At 70.6% G+C, this 22,826-nt stretch carries 25 protein-coding genes; 17 read left to right on the top strand and 8 right to left on the bottom strand.

The genetic code is table 11. The features are described 5' to 3' along the window. Window positions 1-192: 192 nt before the first annotated feature. The 3 genes from OG417_RS07395 to ptsP are packed head-to-tail and all read left to right on the top strand — an operon-like array spanning window position 193 to window position 3,182. Window positions 193-1,224 (top strand): SIS domain-containing protein, encoded by a 1,032-nt coding sequence (locus tag OG417_RS07395; RefSeq protein WP_329262174.1) that lies wholly within the window; start codon window positions 193-195, stop codon window positions 1,222-1,224. 31 nt (window positions 1,225-1,255) lie between these two features. Beyond that, a complete protein-coding gene (locus OG417_RS07400) occupies window positions 1,256-1,519 on the top strand; it encodes an HPr family phosphocarrier protein (protein ID WP_329251606.1) in 264 nt (87 codons plus the stop codon). Then, window positions 1,512-3,182, top strand: a complete 1,671-nt coding sequence (gene ptsP, locus OG417_RS07405; protein ID WP_329251609.1) for a phosphoenolpyruvate--protein phosphotransferase — start codon at window positions 1,512-1,514, stop codon at window positions 3,180-3,182. The genes OG417_RS07400 and ptsP overlap by 8 nt, the downstream gene beginning before the upstream one ends. Window positions 3,183-3,201: 19 nt before the next feature. Here ptsP and OG417_RS07410 read toward each other — a convergent pair whose 3' ends face one another. Then, a complete protein-coding gene (locus OG417_RS07410; protein ID WP_329251612.1) occupies window positions 3,202-4,077 on the bottom strand; it encodes a polysaccharide deacetylase family protein in 876 nt (291 codons plus the stop codon). A 50-nt stretch (window positions 4,078-4,127) separates the two neighbouring features. On the opposite strand from OG417_RS07410, the gene OG417_RS07415 reads away from it, so the two are divergent. The 3 genes from OG417_RS07415 (at window position 4,128) to OG417_RS07425 (ending at window position 7,835) form a co-directional block, all read left to right on the top strand. Continuing rightward, the gene (locus tag OG417_RS07415; RefSeq protein ID WP_329251614.1) at window positions 4,128-4,493 is read left to right on the top strand and encodes a MerR family transcriptional regulator; all 366 of its coding nucleotides are present in this window, start codon (window positions 4,128-4,130) and stop codon (window positions 4,491-4,493) included. Window positions 4,494-4,633: 140 nt separating this feature from the next. Next, a complete protein-coding gene (locus OG417_RS07420) occupies window positions 4,634-5,899 on the top strand; it encodes a glycoside hydrolase family 3 protein (protein ID WP_329251617.1) in 1,266 nt (421 codons plus the stop codon). 109 nt (window positions 5,900-6,008) lie between these two features. Beyond that, window positions 6,009-7,835 carry a glycoside hydrolase family 3 protein gene (locus OG417_RS07425; protein ID WP_329251620.1) on the top strand — a complete coding sequence of 609 codons (1,827 nt, stop codon included), beginning with the start codon at window positions 6,009-6,011 and terminating at the stop codon, window positions 7,833-7,835. Between the two features lie 47 nt (window positions 7,836-7,882). Here OG417_RS07425 and OG417_RS07430 read toward each other — a convergent pair whose 3' ends face one another. Continuing rightward, window positions 7,883-8,923, bottom strand: a complete 1,041-nt coding sequence (locus OG417_RS07430) for an N-acetylglucosamine kinase (protein ID WP_329251623.1) — start codon at window positions 8,921-8,923, stop codon at window positions 7,883-7,885. Window positions 8,924-9,004: 81 nt separating this feature from the next. On the opposite strand from OG417_RS07430, the gene OG417_RS07435 reads away from it, so the two are divergent. Genes OG417_RS07435 through OG417_RS07455 form a run of 5 tightly spaced genes read left to right on the top strand, consistent with a single transcriptional unit; the run spans window position 9,005 to window position 13,988 of the window. Further along, a complete protein-coding gene (locus tag OG417_RS07435; RefSeq protein ID WP_329251625.1) occupies window positions 9,005-9,934 on the top strand; it encodes a MurR/RpiR family transcriptional regulator in 930 nt (309 codons plus the stop codon). Window positions 9,935-9,942: 8 nt separating this feature from the next. Continuing rightward, window positions 9,943-10,854 carry an N-acetylmuramic acid 6-phosphate etherase gene (locus tag OG417_RS07440; RefSeq protein WP_329262177.1) on the top strand — a complete coding sequence of 304 codons (912 nt, stop codon included), beginning with the start codon at window positions 9,943-9,945 and terminating at the stop codon, window positions 10,852-10,854. A 34-nt stretch (window positions 10,855-10,888) separates the two neighbouring features. After that, complete coding sequence (locus OG417_RS07445; RefSeq protein WP_329251628.1) at window positions 10,889-12,154, top strand: ABC transporter substrate-binding protein; 1,266 nt, start codon at window positions 10,889-10,891, stop codon at window positions 12,152-12,154. Next, complete coding sequence (locus tag OG417_RS07450; RefSeq protein WP_329251631.1) at window positions 12,151-13,116, top strand: carbohydrate ABC transporter permease; 966 nt, start codon at window positions 12,151-12,153, stop codon at window positions 13,114-13,116. Before OG417_RS07445 ends, OG417_RS07450 begins: the two co-directional genes overlap by 4 nt. Next, window positions 13,113-13,988: a carbohydrate ABC transporter permease gene (locus OG417_RS07455; RefSeq protein ID WP_329251634.1), complete on the top strand. Its 876-nt coding sequence runs from the start codon at window positions 13,113-13,115 to the stop codon at window positions 13,986-13,988. The genes OG417_RS07450 and OG417_RS07455 overlap by 4 nt, the downstream gene beginning before the upstream one ends. 9 nt (window positions 13,989-13,997) lie before the next feature. On the opposite strand, the gene OG417_RS07460 is transcribed toward OG417_RS07455, so the two are convergent. Beyond that, entirely contained in the window at window positions 13,998-14,618 is a 621-nt protein-coding gene (locus tag OG417_RS07460; RefSeq protein WP_329251636.1) for a TetR/AcrR family transcriptional regulator, read from the bottom strand. 120 nt (window positions 14,619-14,738) lie between these two features. On the opposite strand from OG417_RS07460, the gene OG417_RS07465 reads away from it, so the two are divergent. Next, window positions 14,739-15,122: an ester cyclase gene (locus tag OG417_RS07465; RefSeq protein WP_329251639.1), complete on the top strand. Its 384-nt coding sequence runs from the start codon at window positions 14,739-14,741 to the stop codon at window positions 15,120-15,122. Window positions 15,123-15,131: 9 nt separating this feature from the next. Here the strand turns inward: OG417_RS07465 and OG417_RS07470 are convergent, their stop codons facing one another. Continuing rightward, the gene (locus OG417_RS07470) at window positions 15,132-15,668 is read right to left on the bottom strand and encodes a hypothetical protein (protein WP_329251642.1); all 537 of its coding nucleotides are present in this window, start codon (window positions 15,666-15,668) and stop codon (window positions 15,132-15,134) included. Between the two features lie 64 nt (window positions 15,669-15,732). Here OG417_RS07470 and OG417_RS07475 point away from each other — a divergent pair, with 64 nt between their 5' ends. Next, window positions 15,733-16,341: a TetR/AcrR family transcriptional regulator gene (locus OG417_RS07475; RefSeq protein ID WP_329251644.1), complete on the top strand. Its 609-nt coding sequence runs from the start codon at window positions 15,733-15,735 to the stop codon at window positions 16,339-16,341. Between the two features lie 40 nt (window positions 16,342-16,381). Here OG417_RS07475 and OG417_RS07480 read toward each other — a convergent pair whose 3' ends face one another. Further along, window positions 16,382-16,588, bottom strand: coding sequence for a hypothetical protein (locus OG417_RS07480; RefSeq protein WP_329251647.1), 207 nt, complete (start codon window positions 16,586-16,588; stop codon window positions 16,382-16,384). Between the two features lie 95 nt (window positions 16,589-16,683). Here OG417_RS07480 and OG417_RS07485 point away from each other — a divergent pair, with 95 nt between their 5' ends. After that, window positions 16,684-17,280, top strand: a complete 597-nt coding sequence (locus OG417_RS07485; RefSeq protein ID WP_329262180.1) for an HD domain-containing protein — start codon at window positions 16,684-16,686, stop codon at window positions 17,278-17,280. Window positions 17,281-17,421: 141 nt separating this feature from the next. Here the strand turns inward: OG417_RS07485 and OG417_RS07490 are convergent, their stop codons facing one another. Continuing rightward, window positions 17,422-18,063, bottom strand: a complete 642-nt coding sequence (locus tag OG417_RS07490; protein ID WP_329251649.1) for a TetR/AcrR family transcriptional regulator C-terminal domain-containing protein — start codon at window positions 18,061-18,063, stop codon at window positions 17,422-17,424. A gap of 74 nt (window positions 18,064-18,137) precedes the next feature. Here OG417_RS07490 and OG417_RS07495 point away from each other — a divergent pair, with 74 nt between their 5' ends. Next, a complete protein-coding gene (locus OG417_RS07495; protein ID WP_329251652.1) occupies window positions 18,138-19,508 on the top strand; it encodes an FAD-dependent monooxygenase in 1,371 nt (456 codons plus the stop codon). 121 nt (window positions 19,509-19,629) lie between these two features. Here OG417_RS07495 and OG417_RS07500 read toward each other — a convergent pair whose 3' ends face one another. Beyond that, complete coding sequence (locus tag OG417_RS07500) at window positions 19,630-19,893, bottom strand: hypothetical protein (RefSeq protein WP_329251655.1); 264 nt, start codon at window positions 19,891-19,893, stop codon at window positions 19,630-19,632. A gap of 148 nt (window positions 19,894-20,041) precedes the next feature. Continuing rightward, window positions 20,042-20,497: a hypothetical protein gene (locus OG417_RS07505; protein ID WP_329251658.1), complete on the bottom strand. Its 456-nt coding sequence runs from the start codon at window positions 20,495-20,497 to the stop codon at window positions 20,042-20,044. A gap of 125 nt (window positions 20,498-20,622) precedes the next feature. Here OG417_RS07505 and OG417_RS07510 point away from each other — a divergent pair, with 125 nt between their 5' ends. Next, window positions 20,623-21,291, top strand: coding sequence for a response regulator transcription factor (locus OG417_RS07510; RefSeq protein ID WP_329251660.1), 669 nt, complete (start codon window positions 20,623-20,625; stop codon window positions 21,289-21,291). A 2-nt stretch (window positions 21,292-21,293) separates the two neighbouring features. Continuing rightward, window positions 21,294-22,589 carry a HAMP domain-containing sensor histidine kinase gene (locus OG417_RS07515; protein WP_329251663.1) on the top strand — a complete coding sequence of 432 codons (1,296 nt, stop codon included), beginning with the start codon at window positions 21,294-21,296 and terminating at the stop codon, window positions 22,587-22,589. The last annotated feature ends 237 nt before the right edge of the window (window positions 22,590-22,826 follow it).

The raw sequence follows: 22,826 nt of genomic DNA on the forward strand, positions 1-22,826 counted from the left end.
AAGTATGGTTCATACTGGTCTAGTCCGGACTAGACCACACGCCAGTTAGCGTGTCAATGCAGGTCAGAACTACGAAGATGTAACGACGCGATCACGCGCCGACGAGCACGCGGGGGCGGATGCGCAGCCGTGGATCCAACACGGCGGAGCCGTAAATACGGCGAAGGAGACCTAGTGACCGACACTTCCCGTATGCGCAGCGAGATCGGTGAGCAGGCCACCGCGCTGAACGCGACGCTCGACGCGCTGTTGCCCCGCGTGGCCGAGGTCGGCGTCCTGGGCCGGGAGACCCGGCAGGTGCTGTTCATCGCCCGCGGTTCGTCCGACAACGCGGCCGTCTACGGAAGTTATCTGGTCCAGACGCACGCCGGCCGGCTCGCCACCCTCGCCTCACCCTCGATCGCGACGACGTACAAGAAGAAGATCGACCTGTCCGGCGTGCTCGCGGTGGCGATCAGCCAGTCGGGCCGGACCGAGGAGATCGTCGAGACCCTCGACTGGGCCGCCGGCTGCGGTGCGCGCACCGTCGCGGTCACCAACGGTGAGGGTTCGCCGCTCGCCGAGGCCGCCCAGCTCGCGCTCGTCACCCGGGCCGGGGACGAGCTCGCCGTTCCCGCGACCAAGACCTACACCACCCAGCTCGCAGCGCTCGCCGTGCTCGGCATCGGCCTGGGCGCCGAGGTCGACATCGCCGACCTGCGCCGCGCGCCCGAGGAGGTCGACCGGCTGATCGCCGCGACCGAGGCCGCCGACGCGCTGCCCGAGATCGTGGAGGAGCTCGCGAGCGTGCCCGGCGCGGTCGTGTCCGGCCGCGGCATCGCGTACGGCACGGCGCTGGAGTTCGCGATCAAGCTGAAGGAGGCGTGCTACCTGCACGCGATGGGCCTGTCGTACGCCGACCTGCTGCACGGGCCGATCGCCGTCGTCGACGACGACACCCCGGCGCTCCTGGTCGCCGCCGACTCCGGGCCGACGCTTCCGGGCACGGTCGCGCTGGCCGAGCGGGTCACCGCGGCCGGCGCGAAGGCGTACGGCATCGGCGGCGGCCGTATGCTGGCCGAGGCGTCCACACGTGCGCTTCCCGGTCCGGACCTGCCGGAGTGGGTCGCGCCACTTGCCCTGATCGTGCCGGGTCAGCTGATCACCGAACGGCTGGCCCGCCGCCTGGGGATCGACCCCGACATGCCGCGCGGTCTCGGCAAGGTGACGCAGACGGATCAATGATGGGGCCCGTAGCGACAAGGGAGACTGTCTGATGGCCGAGCGCCGTGTCACGGTGCAGACCGAGGTGGGGCTGCACGCCCGCCCCGCCGCCTTGTTCGTCCAGGCCGCGACGAAGGCGCCGATGGACGTGACCGTGGGCCGCCCGGACGCCGATCCGGTCAACGCCAAGAGCATCCTGCTGGTGATCGGGCTCGACGTCCGCCACGGCGAGGAGATCGTGATCAGTGCCGAGGGCGACGGCGCCGACGCCGCCCTCGACGAGGTCGTCGCGACGGTGACCACGAACGGTGCCTGACCGCCTCAGCGGTCTCGGCGTCAGCCCCGGCGCCGGCACCGGACCGGTGCGCACGATCGCGGGCGCGGTCCCCGAGCCGCCCGTGGGTGAACGCCACGAGGGCGACGCCGCCGCGGAGACGGCACGCGTCCTCGCGGCCCTCGAAGAGGTCGCCGCCGACCTGGAGAAGCGTGGCGACCGGGCCGGCGGCGAGGCGCGGGACGTCCTGGCCGCGCAGGCGATGATGGCCCGCGACCCGGGCCTGGCCGAGCTGGCCGGGCAGAAGATCGCCGACGGCACCTCGGCGCCGCGCGCGGTGTACGAGGCGTTCGGGGTGTTCCGCGACATGCTGGCCGGCGCGGGCGACTACGTGGCCGCGCGCGTCGCCGACCTCGACGACATCCGCGACCGTACGGTCGCCGTGCTGCGCGGCCTGCCGATGCCGGGCGTGCCCGACTCCGACGAGCCGTTCGTGCTGGTCGCCCGCGATCTGGCGCCCGCCGACACGGCGCTCCTCGACCCCGCGAAGGTCGTCGCCTTCGTCACCGAGGAGGGCGGACCGACCAGCCACACCGCGATCCTGGCCCGCTCCATGGGCGTGCCGGCCGTGGTCGCCTGCCCCGGCTGCACCGCGCTCGCCGAGGGCACCGTCGTGCTCGTCGACGGCGGTTCCGGCGACGTACGCCCCGATCCGTCCGCCGAGGAGGTCGCCCGCGCCCGCTCGGCCGCCGGGGCGCGTTCGGCGGCGCTCGCGGCGACGACCGGCCCCGGCGCGACCGCCGACGGGCACGCCGTACCGCTGCTGGCCAACATCGGCGGCCCGCGGGACGTCGCGGCGGCCCTCGCCCACGGCGCGGAGGGCGTCGGCCTGTTCCGCACCGAGTTCCTCTTCCTGGACCGTACGACGCCGCCCGGCGAGGACGAGCAGGAGGCCGCCTACCGCGCGGTCCTGCAGGCGTTCCCGTACGTGGTCGTGCGCGCTCTCGACGCGGGCGCGGACAAGCCGCTGGGCTTCCTGCCGGCCACGGGGGAGGAGCCCAACCCGGCCCTCGGCGAACGCGGCCTGCGCATGCTGCGGCGGCACCCCGAGGTGCTGGCGGGCCAGCTCGCCGCCCTCGCCCGCGCCGCCCGCGGGCTGCCGGTCGAGCTGTTGGTCATGGCGCCGATGGTGGCGGACGCCGCGGAGGCGCGGGAGTTCGCCGAGGCGTGCCGGGCGGAGGGCGTCACGCGGGCGGGCGTCATGATCGAGATCCCCGCGGCGGCGCTGCGGGCCCGTGACCTGGCCGTCGAGGCCGACTTCTTCAGCATCGGCACCAACGACCTCGCCCAGTACACCTTCGCCGCCGACCGGCAGGTGGGCGCGCTCAGCCGGTTGCAGGACCCCTGGCAGCCGGCCGTGCTCGACCTGGTCGCACTCACCGCCGAGGGCGCGGGCGGCAAGGCCTGCGGGGTGTGCGGCGAGGCCGCGGGCGACCCGGCGCTGGCGTGCGTACTGGCCGGCCTCGGCGTCACCTCCCTGTCGATGAGCCCGCCGTCGCTGCCCGCCGTACGCGCCGCGCTCGCCGCCCACACGCTCGACCAGTGCCGCCACGCCGCCACCGCCGCGCGCGCCGCCCACGACGCCGCGACGGCCCGCGGTGCCGCCCGCGAGGCTCTGCCCGCCCTGGCCGCCCTCGGCCTGTAGCCCCGCCGGCTCCTGGTGATCAGTTCTGGCGTGGGTCGGCCGTACGCAGATAGTGTTCGGCGATCTCGTCGCTGGTGGTCAGCCAGACGTCCGGCTGCGCCGCCAGGTACGCCAGCGCCCGGTCGAGGTACTTGGCGCGGAACGCCTGGCCGATGGAGAACGGGTGCAGCGCCAGCGCCATCACCCGGCCGCTGTGCGCGGAGTCGGCGTGCAACCGCTCGTACTGGTCGGTGACGATCTGGAGGAACTCCGGGCCGGTCGTGCCGTTGCCGAACAGCATCAGGTCGTTGAGCTCGACCGAGTACGGAACGCTGATCATGCCGGGTACCCGCAGCGGGTACGGCTGGTCGTCGTTGGTCCAGTCCAGCAGGTAGCGGAAGCCGAGGTCGGCCAGCAGCCGCGGGGTGTGGAACGTCTCGGTCAGGCCCGGCCCCATCCAGCCGCGCGGCCGGTGGCCGGTGCCCTCGGCGATGGTGTCGGTGATCTCGGTGAGGACACGACGCTCGTCGTCGCGGTCCATACCGGTGTGCAGGATCGAGTTGGTCCGCCCGTGCGCCAGCCACGCCCAGTCCCGCTCGACGCCGGCCTTGACGATCTGCGGGTAGTGGTGGACGACGTCGGAGTTGAGCAGCACGCTGGCCCGGACGCCGTGCCGGTCCAGGATGTCGGTGATGCGCCAGATGCCGACTCGGGCGCCGTAGTCACGCCAGCCATGGTTGAGTGCGTCGGGCACCAGGTCCGCGGTGCCGGGCCAGATGCTCGTGGACGGGCGGCCGGGCAGGAAGTGCTCGACGTTGAGCCCGACGTACACGGCGACCCGGGCGTTGCCGGGCCAGGTGATCGTCGGCCGCTCGGTGATCGGGCTGTACTCGAAGAGATCCAGGTCCTGTGTCATGCCGGAACGGTAAGACCTAACATCAATGTCAGGTTCAAGCGAGGAGTGACATGCGCATCGGTGAGCTGGCGCGGCGGACCGGGGTGAGCGAGCGGTCCCTGCGGTACTACGAGCAACAGGGCCTGCTGGCCGCCGACCGTACTCCGGGCGGCCAGCGCGACTACCCGGACGCCGCGGTCGACCGGGTCATCCGCATCCAGGAGCTGTTCGCCGCGGGACTGCACAGCAGGAAGATCGCGGAACTGCTGCCCTGCATGCGTGACGCCGACGGCGGCCCCTCCGAGATCGCCGACGCGAAGCTGGTCGCCGAGCTCGCCGCCGAACGCGACCGCATCGACCGCATGATCGGCGACCTCATCACCTCCCGCGACGTCCTCGACGACGTCATCACCGCGGCATCGGAGCCCGGCGACTGACCGGTGAGGCCGGCAGCGCACCGGTCCCCATCGGGGCGGCGACGGCTCTCGTTGCTCACACGGCCTCTTTACTCACGCGAGTCATGTCGGTCGGTGCGGGGGGTTTGCTCTCCTCTCTGGGACTCATTAGCGTCGTGCGGGTGCGACGGACGTTCGGGTGGAGGTTCGTGACCGCCATCGCCGCTGGTGCGATGGCCGTTTCGGCGTGCCACGAGTCCGGCGCGCGGTCGGCCACCAGCCCGGCCGAGAGCGCCTCCGCGCGGGCCTCGGCGTCGCCGACGCCCGTCGCGCCCGAGGTCGCCCTCGTCAAGAGGATGAGCGTGCGCGAGAAGGTCGGGCAGCTGTTCATGCCGACCATTCCCGGTTCCACGCCCGCCCAGGGTGCCAAGCTGGTCGAGCGGTACCACCTCGGCGGGGTGATCTACTTCCCGGTCAACCTGCGCACCCCGCGCCAGACCGCGCAGCTGTCCAACGGCCTGCAGAAGGCCGCGATGAAGCACGGTGGCGTGCCGCTCGTCATCAGCACCGACGAGGAGCAGGGCCCCGTCTCGCGGCTGCCCTACGTCACCCGGTTCCCCGCCAACAAGTCGCTCGCCTCCGGCCGGCATCCCGACGACAACGTCCGGACCGCCGCCCGGGTCACCGGCGAAGAGCTGCGCGCGGTCGGCATCAACCAGGACAACGCCCCCGACGCCGACGTCAACATCAACCCGAACAACCCGGTGATCGGCATCCGGTCGTTCGGCGCGGACCCCAAAAAGGTCGCCCATTTCGTCGGCGTCGCCATCGACGCCTACCACGCCGCCGGCGTGGCGGTCGTGGCCAAGCACTTCCCCGGCCACGGCGACACCGACACCGACAGCCACACGGGCCTGCCGATCATCAACCACAGCAGGGCGAAGTGGGAGCGCGTGGACGCGCCGCCGTTCAAGACCGCGGTCGATCACCACGCCGACGTGATCATGACCGCGCACATCGTCGTCCCGGGCCTGGACGAGTCCCGACTGCCGGCCACGATGTCCAAGACCGTGCTGAGCGGGCTGCTCCGCGGCACGCTCGGGTACCACGGCGTGATCATCACCGACTCCCTCCAGATGGCCGGCGCGACGATCAAGTTCGGGCCGGAGGAGGCGGCGGTACGCGCGGTCGTGGCCGGCGCCGACATGCTGCTCATGCCGAGGGACCTCGGGCGCGCCTACAACGCGGTGCTCGCCGCGGTGAAGTCCGGCCGGATCTCCAAGAGCCGCCTCGACGACGCGGTCACCCACATCCTCCACATGAAGTACGAGCGGGGGATGTTCCGCTCGCCGTACGTCGACGCGGCGAAGGCGTCGCACGTCATCGGATCGAAGGAGCATCGGGAGGCCGCCCGCAAGGTGGCGGCCGACGTCCGTTCTGGCGGCTGATGTCCAGTGCTGGCCGTTGACGTCCTTCCCTGCGCGTGACTAAGTTTCAGCACGCTGGCCAGGGCCAGTCATTTTCTTTCGCGCATCTCGGGGGCGGAAGGAGTTACCGATGTCCCGTCGCCGACGGCTCATTGCCATAGGTGCGGCGTCAGTGGTGGCCGTGGCCGGTATCGGCTCAGGTACCGCCAACGCGGCACAGGCCGGGCACCAGCCCGGCAAGGACAAACGCGTCCTGAAGATCCTGAACAGGATGACGCTCGAGGAGAAGGTCGCCCAGCTCTTCGTGCTCCAGGTGTACGGCACGAGCGCGGACACGACCGATCCGGCGGCGGTCGCCGCCAACCAGAAGCTGTACGGCGTCGACAACGCCCAGCAGCTGATCGCCAAGTACCACCCCGGCGGCATCATCTACTACTACGTCGACCCGCCCAACCTCGTCAGCCCCCAGCAGATCGCCCATCTCTCCAACGGGATCCAGCAGGCGGCCATGCACGCGCGGGTGCCGATTCCGGAGACCATCACCACGGACCAGGAGCAGGGCTCCATCGTCACGCGGGTCCCCGCGCCGTTCACGCAGTTCCCGGGCGCCCAGGCACTCGGCGCGGCCCGTTCGCCGAAGAACGCGTTCACCACGTCGAAGATCACCGGCGAGGAGCTCAAGGCGATCGGGATCACGCAGGACTACGCGCCCGACTCCGACGTGAACGTCAACCCGGCCAACCCGGTGATCGGCGTCCGGTCCCCGGGATCCGACCCGTCGCTCGTGGCCCAGATCGCCTCCGCCGAGGTCGACGGCTACCAGGCCGCCGGCGTCATCGCCACGGCCAAGCACTTCCCGGGTCACGGCGACACCGACACCGACAGCCACACCGGTGTGCCGATCATCAACCACACCAAGGAGCAGTGGGAGAAGCTCGACCTCCCGCCGTTCAAGGCCGACATCGCGCACGGCGTCGACTCGATCATGACGGCGCACATCATCGTCCCGGCGCTGGACCCCTCCGGTGACCCGGCGACGCTGTCCAAGCCGATCCTCACCGGGATCCTCCGCGACCAGCTGCACTACAAGGGCGTCGTCGTCACCGACGCCCTCGGCATGGCCGGCCTTCGCGCCAAGTACGGTGACGACCGGATCCCCGTGCTGGCGGTCAAGGCCGGCGTGGACCAGCTGGAGAAGCCGCCGGCGGACGACGGCGGCAAGACGCTGTACACCGTCCAGCGCGACTCTCTGGTCAACGCGGTCAAGAGCGGCGAGATCAGCGAATCGCGCATCGACCAGTCCGTGTACCGGATTCTCAAGCAGAAGCTCGACCACGGCCTGTTCCAGCACCCGTACGTGGACGAGAGCAAGGTCGCCAAGCGGGTCGGCACGCCGTCGCACCTCGCGACCGAGCAGAAGATCACCGACCAGACCACGACGCTCGTCAAGAACGCCGTGCTGCCGCTCCCGAAGGACAACCGCAAGGTCTTCGTGACCGGGTACGGCGTCTCGACCACCCAGACGCTCGCGAACGACATCGGCAAGCGCGGGCCGGTCACGTCGGTCCTGCAGACGGGCATCAGCCCCACGCAGGCGACGATCGACAAGGCGGTGGCCCAGGCGAAGGACAACGACGTGACCGTCGTGACGACCAACGCCGCCTGGAACATCAAGGCCAACGGTCCCGGGCAGCAGAACCTCGTCAAGGCGCTCGTCGCGACGGGCAAGCCGGTGATCGTGGCGTCGGTGCGCGACGCGTACGACATCGGGTACTTCCCGGAGGCGCAGAACTACCTGGTGACGTACGGCTACACGCCCGCGTCGCTGGAGTCGCTCACCAAGGTGCTGTTCGGTGAGATCAGCCCGCAGGGCAAGCTGCCGGTCATGATCCCGGTGGCCGGCCATCCCGACCAGACGCTCTACCCGTTCGGGTACGGGCTGACGTTCGCGAAGTGACCGAACGGCCGCGGGACGGTGGGGAAACCGCCGTCCCGCGCCCGTTTCTAGGCTCTGACGCGGTGGGCGGCGAGGCGCGCGGCGCCCACCGCGCCGTCGCCCGCCGGCGTGGGCGCGACGCCGAATCGGCTCACCAGGCCCTCGCGCACCCCGTCGGCCACCGGCCCGCTCTCCAGCAGGGACCCGGCGACCACGAGGCCGAACCCGGGCTTCCCCCGGGCGGCGAGCAGCTCGTCGAGCGCGGGGCGTACGGCGTCGACGTTCTCCAGGAGATGCCGGACGGCCCCCGCGATGATCTCGACCGCGACCGGGTCGCCCTGCTCCGCCGCCGCGCTCACCTGCGGCGCCACCTGGCCGATCGTGGCAGGCCGCTCGGCGTAGACCTTCCTGATGATCGCCTGGGGCAGATCGGTGCCGGGCCAGGTGCTGCCGGCGGTCGGCGCGCCGCTCGGTGCGACGACGGACGGATCCAGGCCCGCCAGCAGAGGCCCGGCCTCCTCGCCGAGGAGGGCGCGCGGCATGGTCTCGGCGAGGACCGTCGCCCGGCCACGGCCGTCGTAGGCGCGCATCGCGGCGCGTACGCCCTCCCGGCCGATCCACACCGCGGATCCCTCGTCCCCGATCAGGTAACCGTTGGCGTCGGAGCGGCGTTCGATCTCACCGGCGTCGATGACGGCCGCGCCCGCGCCGGTGCCCGCCATGACCACGATGCCGGTGCGTTCGGTGCTCCCGGCGGCGAACGCGACCGGGATGTCGGTGACCACCTCGGGCTCGCCCGGGATGCCCGCCGCCGCCCAGGCGGCGTTGGCGGAGGCGACCGCGCGCGGCCGGTTGGCGGCTCCGGCGCCGGCGATGCCGAACACGCCGTTCACCACGCGCGCCGGGTCGAGATCCTTCAGGGCGTCCGTGAGGGCGGTGGTCAACGCCCGGGTCAGCTCGTCGGCGGTGCCGCCGCCGGAGTTGGGATTGGCGCCGGGCCCGGTGCCGTAGCCCGCGACGACGCCGTCGAGCGTGACGATCGCCGCTCGCGTGCGGGTGCCGCCGGCGTCGACGCCGACCACGTAGGGACCGATCGGGTTAGAGCACACATAGTGACGGTAGAACATCGGCCGCCGCCATCGGAACATCAGCCGTTGACATCACATGGTTTTCGTAAGAAACTTTCCGCCATGAGGAAGGTCGGGCCCGAATCCGGGCTGGGGGCCGACGCCACAGGCGCATCTCCGCTCAGCACAGTCGTCCGCGTCCGTTCGCTGTTGCCATCGCTGCCACCTGCGGAGGCACGCGTCGCGCAGCGGGTCATCGACGACCCCGAGGCGGTCGCCAGCTCCACGATCACCGAGCTCGCCCAGGCGTGTGGCACCTCCGAGACCACCGTCATCAGGTTCTGCCGCGCGATCGGCTTCTCGGGCTATCCCGAGCTGCGACTGACGCTGGCCACCGAGGCGGGCCGGGCACAGGGAGTGACCGGCGGGCGGGTCGTGGGCAGCGACATCAGCGCGGACGATACGCTGGAACAAATCGTCGAGAAGATCGCCTTCGCCGACGCCCGCGCGGTCGAGGAGACCGCCAACCAGCTCGACATCCAGGTGCTCGGCCAGGTGGTCACGGCGATCGCCGAGGCCCGCCGGGTCGACATCTACGGCGTCGGCGCCAGCGCCTTCGTGGCCTCGGACTTCCAGCAGAAGATGCACCGGATCGGCCGGACCTCCTACGCGTGGTCCGACGCCCACATCATGCTCACCAGCGCAGCGGTTCTCGAAGCCTCCGACGTCGCCGTCGGGATCTCCCACACGGGGTCGACGGTCGAGACGATCGATGCCCTCAGCGTCGCCAAGCGCCGCGGCGCCACGACGGTGGCCCTCACCAACTTCCCTCGCTCTCCGATCGCCGACGCCGCCGACCTGGTGCTGACCACGGCGGCCAGGGAGACCACGTTCCGATCGGGAGCGACGGCGAGCCGGCTGGCCCAGCTCACCGTGATCGACTGCGTGTTCGTCGGCGTCGCGCAGCGTACGACCGAGATCAGCGAACATCTGGAGGCGACACTCGAGGCGGTCAGGGTCCGCCGGGTGCGCCCCGAGCGGAGGCGCAGGTGAACGACAGCATGCCCCTGGCGATGCTGGGGACCGTACCCACCGAGGTACGCAACCCCCGCACCACCGAGATCGACGTGCTGCCCACGCTGGAGATACTCCGCCTGATCAACAACGAGGACACCAGGGTTCCGGGCGCCGTGGCGGTGGCGCTGCCGCAGATGGCCAAGGTCGTCGACCTGGAGGTCGAGGCGCTGCGCGGCGGCGGCCGGGTGCACTACTTCGGCGCGGGCACGTCCGGGCGGCTCGCCGTCCTCGACGCGGCCGAGCTTCCGCCGACGTACGGCATCGAGCCCGGTCTGGTGGTCGCACACCACGCGGGTGGCATGGACGCCATCTCCCACGCGATCGAGAACGTCGAGGACGACGCCTCGCTCGGCGCCCGCGACGCGGGCGAGGTGAACGCCGGCGACGTCGCGGTCGGCATCACCGCCAGCGGCCGTACCCCCTATGTCGTGGGCGCGCTGCGCCAGGCCGCGGCCGCGGGCGCGCACACGGTGCTGATCAGCTCCAACCCGGCCGCGGCGGCCGGGGCGGAGGTCGAGGTGCACATCGCGGTGGACACCGGACCGGAGGCCGTGTCGGGCTCGACGCGGATGAAGGCCGGCACCGCGGCCAAGCTCGTGCTGAACGCCATGTCCACGGCGGTGATGGTGCGGCTCGGCCGCACCTACTCCAACCTCATGGTCAGCATGAGCGCGCTCAACTCCAAGCTCCGCGGACGGCTGGTCAAGATCCTGGTGGAGGCGACCGGCATGGACGCGGAGACGTGCGAGGCCGCCCTGGCCGATGCGGCAGGCGACACGCGCACCGCCCTTGTCTCCCTGTTGTGCGACGTCCCGCCGGGCCGGGCCGCCGAGGCGCTGGCCGCCTCCAGTGGCTCCGTCCGCGAGGCGATGCGCACGATCCGCGGAGACGCCTGATTCCTCGGGGGTTAGAGAAAGGGTCCACCTCCTTATGCGTAAGTTCTGCACGGTCATCACGGCGCTCGGCGTCGTGCTCGCCGCCCCGGCATGCGCCCCCAGTACCAAGAGCGGCGGTGACAAGGTCACCCTCACCGTGCTCTCCTGGCGACCCGAGGACACGGCGGGGTACGCGAAGATCTTCGCGCCGTTCGAGAAGAGCCACCCGAAGATCAAGGTCAAGTTCAAGCCGATCAAGAACACCGAGTACCTCACGGTGCTGCCGACCGAGCTGAAAAAGGCGACGGGCGGCCCCGACGTGGTGCAGCTCAAGCCGTACGGGCCGATCCAGTCCCTCATCTCCGCCGGCAACCTCGCGCCGCTCGACGGCCAGGTCGACGTGAGCAAGTGGGACCCGACGGTGCTCCAGGCGGCCAAGGGCAAGCAGGACGGCAAGCTGTACGGCGTCCCGTACGCCATGCAGACGCTCTCGGTGCTCTACAACAAGAAGATCTTCGCCGACCAGCAGATCCAGCCGCCGACGACCTGGGCACAGTTCATCGCGGACTGCGACAAGCTGAAGAAGGCCGGCATCACGCCGCTGTCCACGAGCGGGCTGCAGCCGTGGGTGCTCGCCATCGACCACCAGATCTTCGGCGCGACGCGCTACGGCGGCGACGACTTCGCCAAGGCGGCGATGTCCGGCCAGAAGAACTTCACCGACCCCGACTACGTCGCCTCGCTCGACGTGACGGCCAAGCTCAAGCCGTACTACCCGGACAAGGTCACCGCGGTCGACTACCCCGACGCGCAGACCCTGTTCACCAGCGGCAAGGCCGCGATGTACCCGGGCGGTTCGTACGAGGTCGGGCCGTTCACCAAGACCAACCCGGACCTGCAGATCGGCTCCTTCGACGCCCCGCCGGCCCCGGGCGCCAAGGTGAACCACGCGCTGACCTCCGGCTTCGTCGACGGCTCCTACGGCGTGAACGCGCACTCGGAGCACAAGACCGAGGCGATGGAACTGATCAAGTGGATGGCGACGCCGGAGTTCGGCCAGCTGTACGCCAACACGCTCAAGCAGATCTCGGCCGTCCCCGGCGTGACCCCCGGCGACCCGCTGCTCGCGCAGACGTACCAGGGCTTCAAGACCCACGGCGCGACGTACATGATGGTCGTCGACTTCGGCTACGGGAACCCGCTCGGCCGTGACCAGGAGGGTGAGGCCCTGCAGAAGATGCTGGGCGGCACCTCGGCCGCGGACGCGGGCAAGCTCGTCCAGAAGGGCATCTCGGCGTGGTTCAAGCCCAGCGGCGGATGACGTCGACGACCGAGCCGGTCGAGGTCGCCGGTCCCGGCGGCGGGAGCACCCGCCGCCGGGGGCGGCGGCGCTGGCCGCTGCTGCTGGTGTTCCTGCTGCCGGCGCTCGCGCTGTACACGGTCTTCATCGTGTACCCGCTGGTGTCGGCCCTGCAGTACAGCTTCTTCGACTGGACCGGCACCCGGCAGGACGGCTTCGCCGGCCTGGCGAACTTCCGTGACCTGTTCACGAAGTACCCGCTGAGCGAGCAGGTCTGGCGGGCGCTGGCGCACAACTGCGTCTTCTTCATCGGCACCATGCTGATCCAGACCACGGGCGGGCTGCTGCTGGCCACCCTGCTGCACCGCTCCCGGCGCGGCAAGCGCTTCCTGCAGACCGCGTACGTGCTGCCGCACCTGGTCAGCCCGATCGTGGCCGGCTACCTGTGGTCGCTGATGCTCAACCCGCAGTTCGGCGCGGTCAACGCCGCGCTGCGCGGGATCGGCCTCGGCTCCCTCGCCCAGCCCTGGCGCGGCGACCCCCACCTGGCGCTGCCGGTGGCGATCGTGATCAACGCCTGGCAGTGGGTGGGCTTCCCGATGCTGCTGTTCGCCGCCGCGCTGGCCGGCATCCCCGAGGAGTACCACGAGGCGGCGCGGGTGGACGGCGCGTCGGCCTGGAAGAGCTTCTGGCGGGTGACGTTCCCGCTGCTCACGCCGGTGCTCGGCATCGTCACCGTGTTGACCTTCATCGGCAACTTCAACATCCTGGACCTGATCTACGCGTTGCAGGGCTCGAAGGGCAACCCGGCGTACTCCACCGACGTGCTCGGCCTGCTGTTCTACCGCACCGCCTTCGAGAACCCCGACGCCAACGCGATCGGCCAGTCCTCCGCGCTCGCGGTCTGCATGTTCATCCTGATCTTCGGGATCTCGGCCGTGGCGAACCGCTTCTTCCGCCGGATGGAGGCACGCCTGAAATGACCACCTCCGTGCTGGAACCGGCGGTCGCGGTCGCGCCCGCCCGGCGGCGCCGCCGTCGCCCGAGCCGTGGCGCGGTCGCCTCCACCGTGCTGCTGTGGGTGTACGCGGTGGCCGCGCTGGCGCCGCTCATCATCATGGCGCTCGGCTCGCTGCGCACCGAACAGGACCTCGCCACCAAGCCGCTCGGCTTCCCGACGCACCCGGCCTTCGAGAACTACGCGAAGGCGTGGTCCGAGGGCGGGTTCAGCTCCTACTTCGTGAACTCGATCCTCGTCACGGTCGGCGCGGTGGTGCTGGGCACGGGCGTCGCGGTGCTGGCCGCGTACCCGCTGGCGCGCTACCGCTTCCGCGGTCAGGGCCTGCTCACCGCGTACTTCCTGGCCGGCCTGATGCTGCCGATCCGGCTCGGCATCGTGCCGGTGTTCTACCTGCTCAACTCCATCGGCCTGATCGACTCACGGATCGGCCTGATCTGCGTGTACGCCGCCAGCGGCGTGCCCTTCGCGATCTTCGTGCTGACCGCCTTCTTCCGCGGCCTGCCGAACGAGCTGGAAGAGGCCGCCCGCATCGACGGGGCCGGTGAGCTGCGCATCTTCGCCCAGATCATGGTGCCGATGGTCCGGCCGGCGCTGACGACCGTGGCGCTGTTCCAGTTCATCCCCCTGTGGAACGACTTCTTCTTCCCGCTGGTGCTGATGGAGGACGACAAGTACACGCTGCCGGTGGGCCTGACCCGCTTCGTCGCGGAGTTCGAGGCGGCACACGCCCAGCTGTACGCAGGCCTGGTCATCACCACGATCCCGCTGGTGCTGCTGTTCCTGCTCGCCACCAAGCAGATCGTCGCCGGCCTCACGGCAGGCATGACGAAGTAGCCCGGATGCCTACCGGGGCCCCGGGCGTAGTCCGTCGAGGATGAGCTGGGCGATATGTGCTGAGCGTTCGCGGCTCGTCTCCGCGCCGGCGTGGCGGATCGCGGCGAAGGCGCCGGCGACCAGTGCCATCACCTCGTCGACGGTGAGGTCGTCCCGTACGACGCCGGCCGCGTGCGCGCGATCCAGCAGGTCGGCGACCTGGCGGGTGAGGTCCGCCGCGACCTCCGGGGCGGCGGTGCGCAGGTCGAACTCGGCGGCCACGAGCGCGCTCTTCACCGCGACGTTCTCGGCGCCGCTGGACATCATCCGGGACAGCAGCGTGAACAGGGCTGCGGGATCACCGGTGGCGGCGAGCACTTCCGCCTCCGCCACCAACTGCTTCAACTGATCGGTCGCGACGGCGAGATACAGCGCTTCCTTGGCCGGAAAGTGCCGGTGGACGGTGCCGGGGCCGACGCCCGCGTGGCGGGCGATCTCATCCAGCGAGACACCCAGGCCCTCGGTCGCGAACAGCCGCTGCGCGGTCCGCAGGACCCGCTCGCGATTGCGGCGCGCGTCGGCGCGCAGCCTGCGGTCGCTCCGCTGGGTTGCCGGCTTCGCCGGTGTGGGATCGGGCGGTTGGCTGGACATCTCGTCCCTAGCATAACCGGGGCGCCGCACCGTATGCTTCGTGTAACCGGGGCGGCGCACCGCTTATGGCATGGCGTCGCTCTTCCTGACTCGGCCCGCGGGCCACGAGGAGACACGCCGATGACTACACGCGGGGACGCCGGCGACCTGGTGCGCCAGATGCAGGAGTGCTTCAACAACCGGCAGTTCGACAAGGGCGCCGACCTGCACACGCCCGACTTCTTCAGCCATCCGCTCGGCGCCACCGGATTCGAGGCGGGCAAGGAGGCCTGGCGCATGCTCGTTGCCCGGCATCCCGACATACGCGTCGTCGCCCAGGACATCCTGGTCGACGGCGACAAGGCCGCCGTCCGCTCGACTTTCGAGGGCATCGCGATGCCGGACGGTGACGCGCAGCCCATGCTGTTCGAGATCTTCCGCATCGACGATGGCCGGTTCGCGGAGATGTGGGGCGCCACCACGGGATTCCCCGCCTCGGCCAGCCCTGAGGAAGTGCTCGACTAGCCGGGGAGCTCAGGCGCCTCGTCGCTTGCGCGGGGAGATGGTGTAGCTGAAGGAGATCACGAAGTCGATCGCGAGCACGAGTCCCCAGGGGACCATCACCGACCACGGTTTCAGAGCGCGGTGAAGGTCACCGACGAGCAGCGTGAAGATGCCCAGGACGGCCGCTGCCACGACGTAGGCGAGGAGATGGCGAAGCCATTGGCCGCGTTCGTAGGCCGCGTGGGCCCGTCCGGTCCTGGGTGCCTTCGCGGGTGCGGGGCCGCCTGCGAAGCGATGGGCGAACCGCTGGTCGGCCCAGCGGATCATCTGGTGGCCGAAGGCGAGCGAGACGCCGATGTAGATCGCGGCCAGGCCGTGCACGGGTGATGCGGGTGCGCCGCTCCGCAGGTCGATGACCGAGGCCGCGAGCAGGACCACGTCGACCATTGGGACGCTGACCAGCAGGATGTTGCTGAGCCGCCGGGCGCGAAGGAGATAGCGGGTCGCGAGCCCGGCCACCAGCAGCGCCCAGAACCCGATCTCGCATCCAACGATCAGGAAGATCACGACGTCCCTTATTTCGCACGGCCGTACGAAAACGAAAATAACACGGCTGTGCGATAATGGCCAGATGCCGAAGATCGTGGACCACGAGGCGCGCCGGCTGGAGCTCGCCGACGCCGTCGGCCGCGTCATCGCCCGGGAGGGGGTGAACGAGGTCTCGATCCGCTCGGTCGCCGCCGAGGCCGGCTGGTCGTCCGGCGCGCTGCGGCACTACTTCACCACCCGCGCCGAGCTGCTGGCGTTCGCCTGCGAGCAGGTGGTACAGCGGGTCACGACCCGGATCGCCGGCCTGAGGCATACCGGCACCATCCATCAGGCGGTCCGCGACACGCTGCTGGAGACCATGCCGATCGACGCGCGGCGTCACACCGAGGCCGCCATCGCCTTCGCGTTCCTGGCGCTGGGCCTGAGCGATCCGCACCTGGGCGAGGTCCAGCGCACCCACTTCGACGGCATGTACGGGCTCTGTCTTCAGCTCATCGAGGGCCTGGACTCCGAGGGCCTTCTGGCCCCCCACACCGCCTCGACCGAACTCCTCGCCCGGCGCCTGCACGCCCTCGTCGACGGCCTGTCCATCCAGCGGCTGGCCGGCCACCTGCCCCCAGAGAGCATGGTCACCCAACTCGACGCCTACCTGGCCGAAATCACCCTGGGCGCCGGCGAGACCCGCGGATGAGATCCGCACTCCCGCGAGGAGGATCTCGGAGCGGTGGTGTTCAGTCGCCTGCCGCGCCGCTGGGTGTCTTGCTGACGAGTTTCCAGCCGTGTCCGCTGCATCCGTCCTGGAGCGGCGGAAACCGGTGTCCCTTCACGTCGGTCGACCACTGATGGCCACAGTCGGAGTCGCACTCATAGATGCCGCTGACCGGCACGACCTGGCCCGGTTGGAAAACGTCGCCTTCGCTGACCTGCTGGTTCGTCATGCCGGGGTGCTACCCGATCAAGTAGGCGACATGCGTCACCCGGATCTCGCGAGCCTGAGACCGCGGCCGGGTGTGCCACCATCGTGCCCGTGACCTTGGAGATTCCGGGTGATGAGCGGATTTTCGCCCTCCACGAGAAGCATGCGCCCACGAAGGAGGCGTTCGAGCTCGTTCACACCCACTGCCAGATCGTGTGCCGGATCGCCGAACAGCTCCTCGGCCGCGCGGGCGACGGCATCGACGCCGATCTGGTGCGGGCGGGCTGCCTGCTGCACGACATCGGCGTCTACCGCCTCTACGACGGTACGGGCGAGCTCGACCACGCGGCGTACATCCGCCATGGGGTGCTCGGCCACGAACTCCTCGCCGAGGGGGGATTCTCCGAGGCGATCTGCCGGTTCTGCTCGTGCCACACGGGCGTGGGCCTCGGCCCCGGAGACGTACGGCGTCAGCGTCTCCCGCTGCCGGCCGGGGACTACCGGGCGAGGTCGCGCGAGGAGCGGCTGGTGATGTACGCGGACAAGTTCCACAGCAAGAGCAGCCCGCCGACCTTCGTCAGCGCCGACACGTACGCCGTGGACGTCCGCCGCTTCGGCGCGGACAAGGTGGCGGTCTTCGCCGCGATGCGCGAGGAGTTCGGTGAGCCGGACCTGGCGGCGCTCCGTGCGGCGTACGGCCACGCACTACGGTAGGGAACGCTCGGCCGGGCGCCGTCCGACGCCGACCGGCGCGACTGGCTGCGGACCGGCGGCAGCGCGAGTGGACCGAGCGGCGCCGGGCGAACCCTCCAGAGGACCAGTGCCGCATCAAGCGGCGTTCGCTGACGCCCCGCGTTATCCGCCGGCCTCCTGGCGAACGGCCTCAATGCCCGCCAGCACGATGTGCAGGCCGTACTCGAAATTGTCGTCGCTGTCGACGGCGTGGAGCTCCTTCGTCACGCTTGCCGTCAGGGGATACCGGGTTTCGTCGATGGTCATCGCCTGCGCATAGGGGTTGGGGCCCTCGTAGTTCTCGCCCGTGCGCGCCTGTTGCTCGATCGTGAAGCCCACGACGTAGTGCAGGACGGCGGGGAACGCGCGGGCCGCCTCGGTGGCCGAGAAACCGGCGTCGGTGAGCGTACGCAGAACCAGTTCGAACGTGCGCCCGATGGACGGACCCGTCGAGTAGGACCCGGCGGTGACCCTGGCGCCGTCGCGGTAGCGAAGCATCGCGTCGCGCATTCTGCGTGCGAGGCCGGCGATCCATTGCTGCCAGGTCTCGTTTCGGCCGGGGCCTTCGACGCCGTCGGCCGCCTCGGCCGTGATCAGCCCGGCCATCAGGTCGAGCAGCTCGTGCTTGTTCTTGACGTGCCAGTAGAGCGTGGGCGCCTGGACGTCCAGTTCCTTGGCGACCATCCGCATGGTCAGGCCGTCGAGGCCCACGTCGTTCAGCAGCCGCAGACCGGCCCGGGCGATCAGGTCGGGAGTGATGGGCACGATTGACACTCTAGCATCGTTAGAGCTATATCTAACGACGTTCGAGATTCCTCTAATATTGTTAGGGAGTGATCATGGAGGACGTGGTCATCGCCGGCGCCGGCCCAACCGGCCTGATGCTGGCGTGCGAGCTGCGGCTGGCCGGGGTGGACGTGCTCGTGCTCGAAAGGCTCACCGAGCCCACGCGTGACTCGAGGGCGGGCGGGCTGCATCCGCGGTCGCTGGAAGTGCTCGACCAGCGGGGGATGCTCGACCCGTTCCTGGCCGAGGGGCGTCCGCTGCCGGGTACGCGCTTCGCCGGGCTGCCGCTCGACCTGTCGGGGCTGCCGACCCGGTATCCGTTCCTGTTGGTGATCGTTCAGCGCCGGATCGAGCGGCTGCTCGAGGCTCGCGCCCGGGAGCTGGGCGTGCGGATTCGCCGCGGGGTCGAGGTGACGGGCCTACGCCCAGGGCCGGCGGCGCCGGCCGCGGAGCCGGTCGTGGTCGAGACCACGGCCGGGCCCGTGGAGGCGCGTTATCTGGTCGGTTGTGACGGCGGCCGCAGTGTGGTGCGCCGGCTGGCGGGCATCGACTTTCCGGGCACGCCCGCGACCACCACGTCGATTCTCGGGGACGTCGAACTGGCCGACCCGCCCGCGGAGCAGTTCTTGCTCCAGCGAACGCCGCGGGGGAACTTCTCGGTGCTCGGCTTCGAGGAGGGGTGGCGGCGGCTGATCGTGGACGAGGCCGGGACGACCGTCGGTGACTCGACGGCCATCGGCTTCGAAGATCTGCGGGCGATGTTCGTCCGGGTGGCGGGCACCGATTTCGGAATGCACAGTCCACGGTGGATCTCGCGATTCACCGACGTCGCGCGGCAGGCGGCGTGCTATCGCTCCGGGCGTGTGCTGCTGGCCGGGGACGCGGCGCACGTCCACTCGCCGGCCGGGGGTCAGGGGCTGAACACCGGGCTGCAGGACGCGTTCAACCTCGGCTGGAAGCTGGCGCTCGTCGTGCGGGGGAGTGCCGATGAGGAGTTGCTCGACACGTACCACGAAGAGCGGCACCCCGTGGGCGCTCGGGTGCTGTCGAACACGCGCGCGCAGGGCGCGTTGAGCGCACCCGGCGTGCATGTGGATGCGCTTCGCGCGCACGTGGCCGACATCCTCGCGACGCCGGATGCGAACCGGAAGATCGCCATGATGATCACGGGGCTGGACATCTCCTATGGACTCGGACCGCGCGTACCCGACCGGGACCTGCCCGACGGGACGCGGCTGTTCGAGCACCTTCGCACCGGCCGCCCGATCTTGGCCGATGTCGCAGGCGAGCCTGTGGACAGCTGCCTTGTGAGCGAGCTCAAGGGATCGGGAGAACCGCTGCTGATCAGGCCCGACGGGCACCCGGCCTGGACGGGGTCGCTGGGCCGGGAAGCGTTGTCCACAGCCCTGCGACCCTGGCGTTGACATCGTTCGACCGGAGCACAAGAGACAGCCCGGGAACCCGCCCGTAGGGGGTTCCCGGGCTGTCCCCGGGGCCGCCGGGAGCCGGTGATCCTCCCGGCGGCCGGTCCGAGGGCGGCGACGACTAACAGCGGAAGACGGCCGCCTTGTTGTCGAAGCCGTTGTTGGCGAAGTTCTTGTCCTCCGGTTTTGGCTTCGCGTGATGAATCTCGTCGCTCTGCTCTTGCGTGTACGGCACGTCGTAGAGAATGACGCCGCAGGGCGTGGTGTTCTTCATCGAGCTCGCGCCATTGGCGGTCTTGCGCTTCGTGCCCTGCCCGTGGTTGCACGCCAGATCCCTGTCGTACCTGGAGCGGTTGTCCGCGGGTGTCGCGACGACCGAGCGCATGACGGAGTCCTTTCGCCTGGGGAGGCAGGAAGGGTGGCGCATTAAATAAACGTTATACATGTCGGTTATGTAAACGGCAACCACCCTGGTCCACGGCGTACGGCCACGCCCCGACGGTGGGGTGTGGCCGTACGGAACGGATCGCGCGTCAGCGAGCCGGGGGCAGCGGGGGAGCGCCCTTGGTGCCGGGCATGACCTTGGAGCAGTGAACGCCCTTGGGCAGCGGTCCGATCTTCACGGTGCCCTTGCCGTCCACGGTCGCCTTGGTGACCAGGGCGCCGGGCGGAGCCTTGCGCGGCTGCACGATCTTCCCGGGCTTCCCCAGGGGCTTTCCGGGCAGCTTCACGCGCGCCTCGTGCTTGACGCGCTTTCCGGCCTCGCCGCCGATGATGACCTTCCCCGGCTTGCCCGCGTCCGTCTTTCCGCCGGCCTTTCCGCCGGCCTTTTCGCCGACGCAGACGATGGCGATCGGGCCCTTCGCCTTCGCCGTGGCGGGGGCGGACGAGGTGGCCGGGGAGGCGCCCGCGGCGTACGCGGAGCCGGCCAGCCCGGTGAGTGCGATGCCGCCGGCCAGGACGCCGACGGCGATGATCCTTTTCCTCATGGTTCCTCCGGAAGGGAGTCGATCAGGACGCTCCGGAGTCTCGCGGCGGGGAGCTGAAGTCACGATGAGTGCGCTCTCAGACCGTCTTCATGGTGGCTTTAGGTACGGCCGGTCACGCTGGGCCGGTGCGGATACTCGTGGTGGAGGACGAGCGGCGCCTCGCCGAACTCCTGAAGGACGGTCTGGCCGATGAGGGGTTCGCGGTGGACCTCGCCTACGACGGCCGGGAAGGGCTGTGGCTGGCCACCGAGAACCCGTACGACGTGATCGTCCTCGACGTGATGCTGCCGCGGCTGAGCGGCGACGAGGTCTGCCGCCGGCTCCGCGAGGCCGGCATCTGGACGCCCATCCTCATGCTGACCGCCAAGGACACCGTGCAGGACGAGGCGCGGGCGCTCGACAACGGTGCGGACGACTTCCTCGGCAAGCCCTTCGCGTACGTGGTCCTGCTCGCCCGGCTGCGTGCGCTGCTCCGGCGCGGGGCACGTGAACGCCCGGCCGTGCTCACGGTGGGGGACCTCCAGGTCGACCCGGCGGGGCTGCGCTGTCGCCGGGGGAACGTCCCGATCACGCTGACGCCGAAGGAGTTCGCCGTGCTGCACGGCCTGGCGCGCCGGGCCGGCGAGGTGGTGTCCAAGACCGAGCTGCTGTCGATGGCCTGGGACTTCGCCTACGACGGCGACTCCAACATCATCGAGGTCTACGTGAGTGCCCTGCGGCGCAAGATAGACAAGCCGTTCGGGCGCAGCTCTCTCGTCACCGTACGGGGCGCGGGCTACCGGCTGGAGGCCTGACGATGCGACGTCCCCGGTGGATCCGCCCGCCGCGACTGGGCGGTGTACGGCTGCGCGCGACGGTGGCCGCGGTGCTGACCGTGGCCGTGGCGCTGGGCCTGGCCTCGGCGGTCCTGCTCCTGGCCCTGCGGCACTCCCTGGAGGACAGCGCCCGCGCCGAGGCGGCGGCCAAGGCCAAGGCCATGGCCGCCATGGTGAAGGTCGGGCCGCCCGCCGAGCGCGACGCACCGGGAGGGCCCGTGGGCGGTGACACCCTCGACGTCCAGGTGCTCACCAAGGCGCAGAGCCCGAGCTGGAAGACCGGATCCGGCTACGTCGTGGCCGGCGAGCAGGTGGCCACCAAGGGCGGGACGGTGGTGATCCAGGGCCGGTCCTCGCTGGCGCCGACCCAGCAGGCGATCACGACGCTGTGGCATCTGCTGCTGCCCGGCATTCCGGCGTTGCTCCTGCTCGTGGCGCTGCTGACCTGGTTCGCGGTGAGCCGCGCGCTGCGGCCGGTCTCGGCGATCCGCGCGAAGATGGCCGACATCACCGCACACGACCTGCACCAACGGGTCCCCGAGCCCGCCACCCGTGACGAGGTCGCGGCGCTGGCCCGTACGGTGAACGCCACCCTGGACCGGCTGCGGACCGCCGTCGAACAGCACAAACGGTTCGTCGCGGACGCCGCGCACGAGCTGCGCAGCCCGCTGGCGGTGCTCCGCGCCCGGCTGGAGCTGACCGGCCACCGCGTCGGCGCTTCGGAGCTGGCCGGCCAGGCGCTGACCGACGTCGAACGCATCCAGACGCTGACCGACGACCTGCTCCTGCTCGCCCGCCTCGACGCGGGCGAACCACTGCGCGAGCAGGAGGTCGACCTCGGTCAGGTGGCGGCCGAGGAGGCGGCGCGGACCCGCCCGCGGCCCGACGTGACGGTGACGCTGGACATCGCCACCGACGTGCTCGTCCACGGCTCCGGCGACCAGCTGCGGCGGCTGGTGGCCAACCTCGTGGACAACGCCGTACGGCACGCCGCGACCGCCGTCACGGTCCGTCTCGCCGAGGACGGCGACCGCGCCGTCCTGGAGGTCACCGACGACGGCCCCGGCATCCCGCCCGAACACCGCGAGGTCGTCTTCGACCGCTTCACCCGCCTCGACGAGGCCCGCGACCGGGACCGCGGCGGTTCCGGCCTCGGCCTGGCGATCGCCCGCGACATCGCCGTCGCCCACCGAGGCTCGCTGTCGGTCGCCACGACACCGGAGGACGAACCGGGCGCGTGCCTGCGCGCCGTCCTCCCGGTCGGTGCTCCCGGCTGACCGGCGTACGCCGTCGTCGCGCGGAAATTCGATGGCAGCCGGCCCGTCGAGGCCGTTACGCTCCGTGCATTATTGCCGGTCATGAGCGAAGTGGGTCATTTATGCCTGGTTCTAGGTATATGCCCCCGAATCGGGGGTAACGGCGGACGCGGTGCCGCATTTCTCCTCGGTCGGGGCTCGCCGGTACCGCGGCGGGTCCTCGACCGCGCCGGCGCGATCACGCCGGTAGTGCCGACC

The sequence above is a fragment of the Actinoallomurus sp. NBC_01490 genome, from assembly GCF_036227085.1.
GTDB lineage: Bacteria > Actinomycetota > Actinomycetes > Streptosporangiales > Streptosporangiaceae > Actinoallomurus > Actinoallomurus oryzae.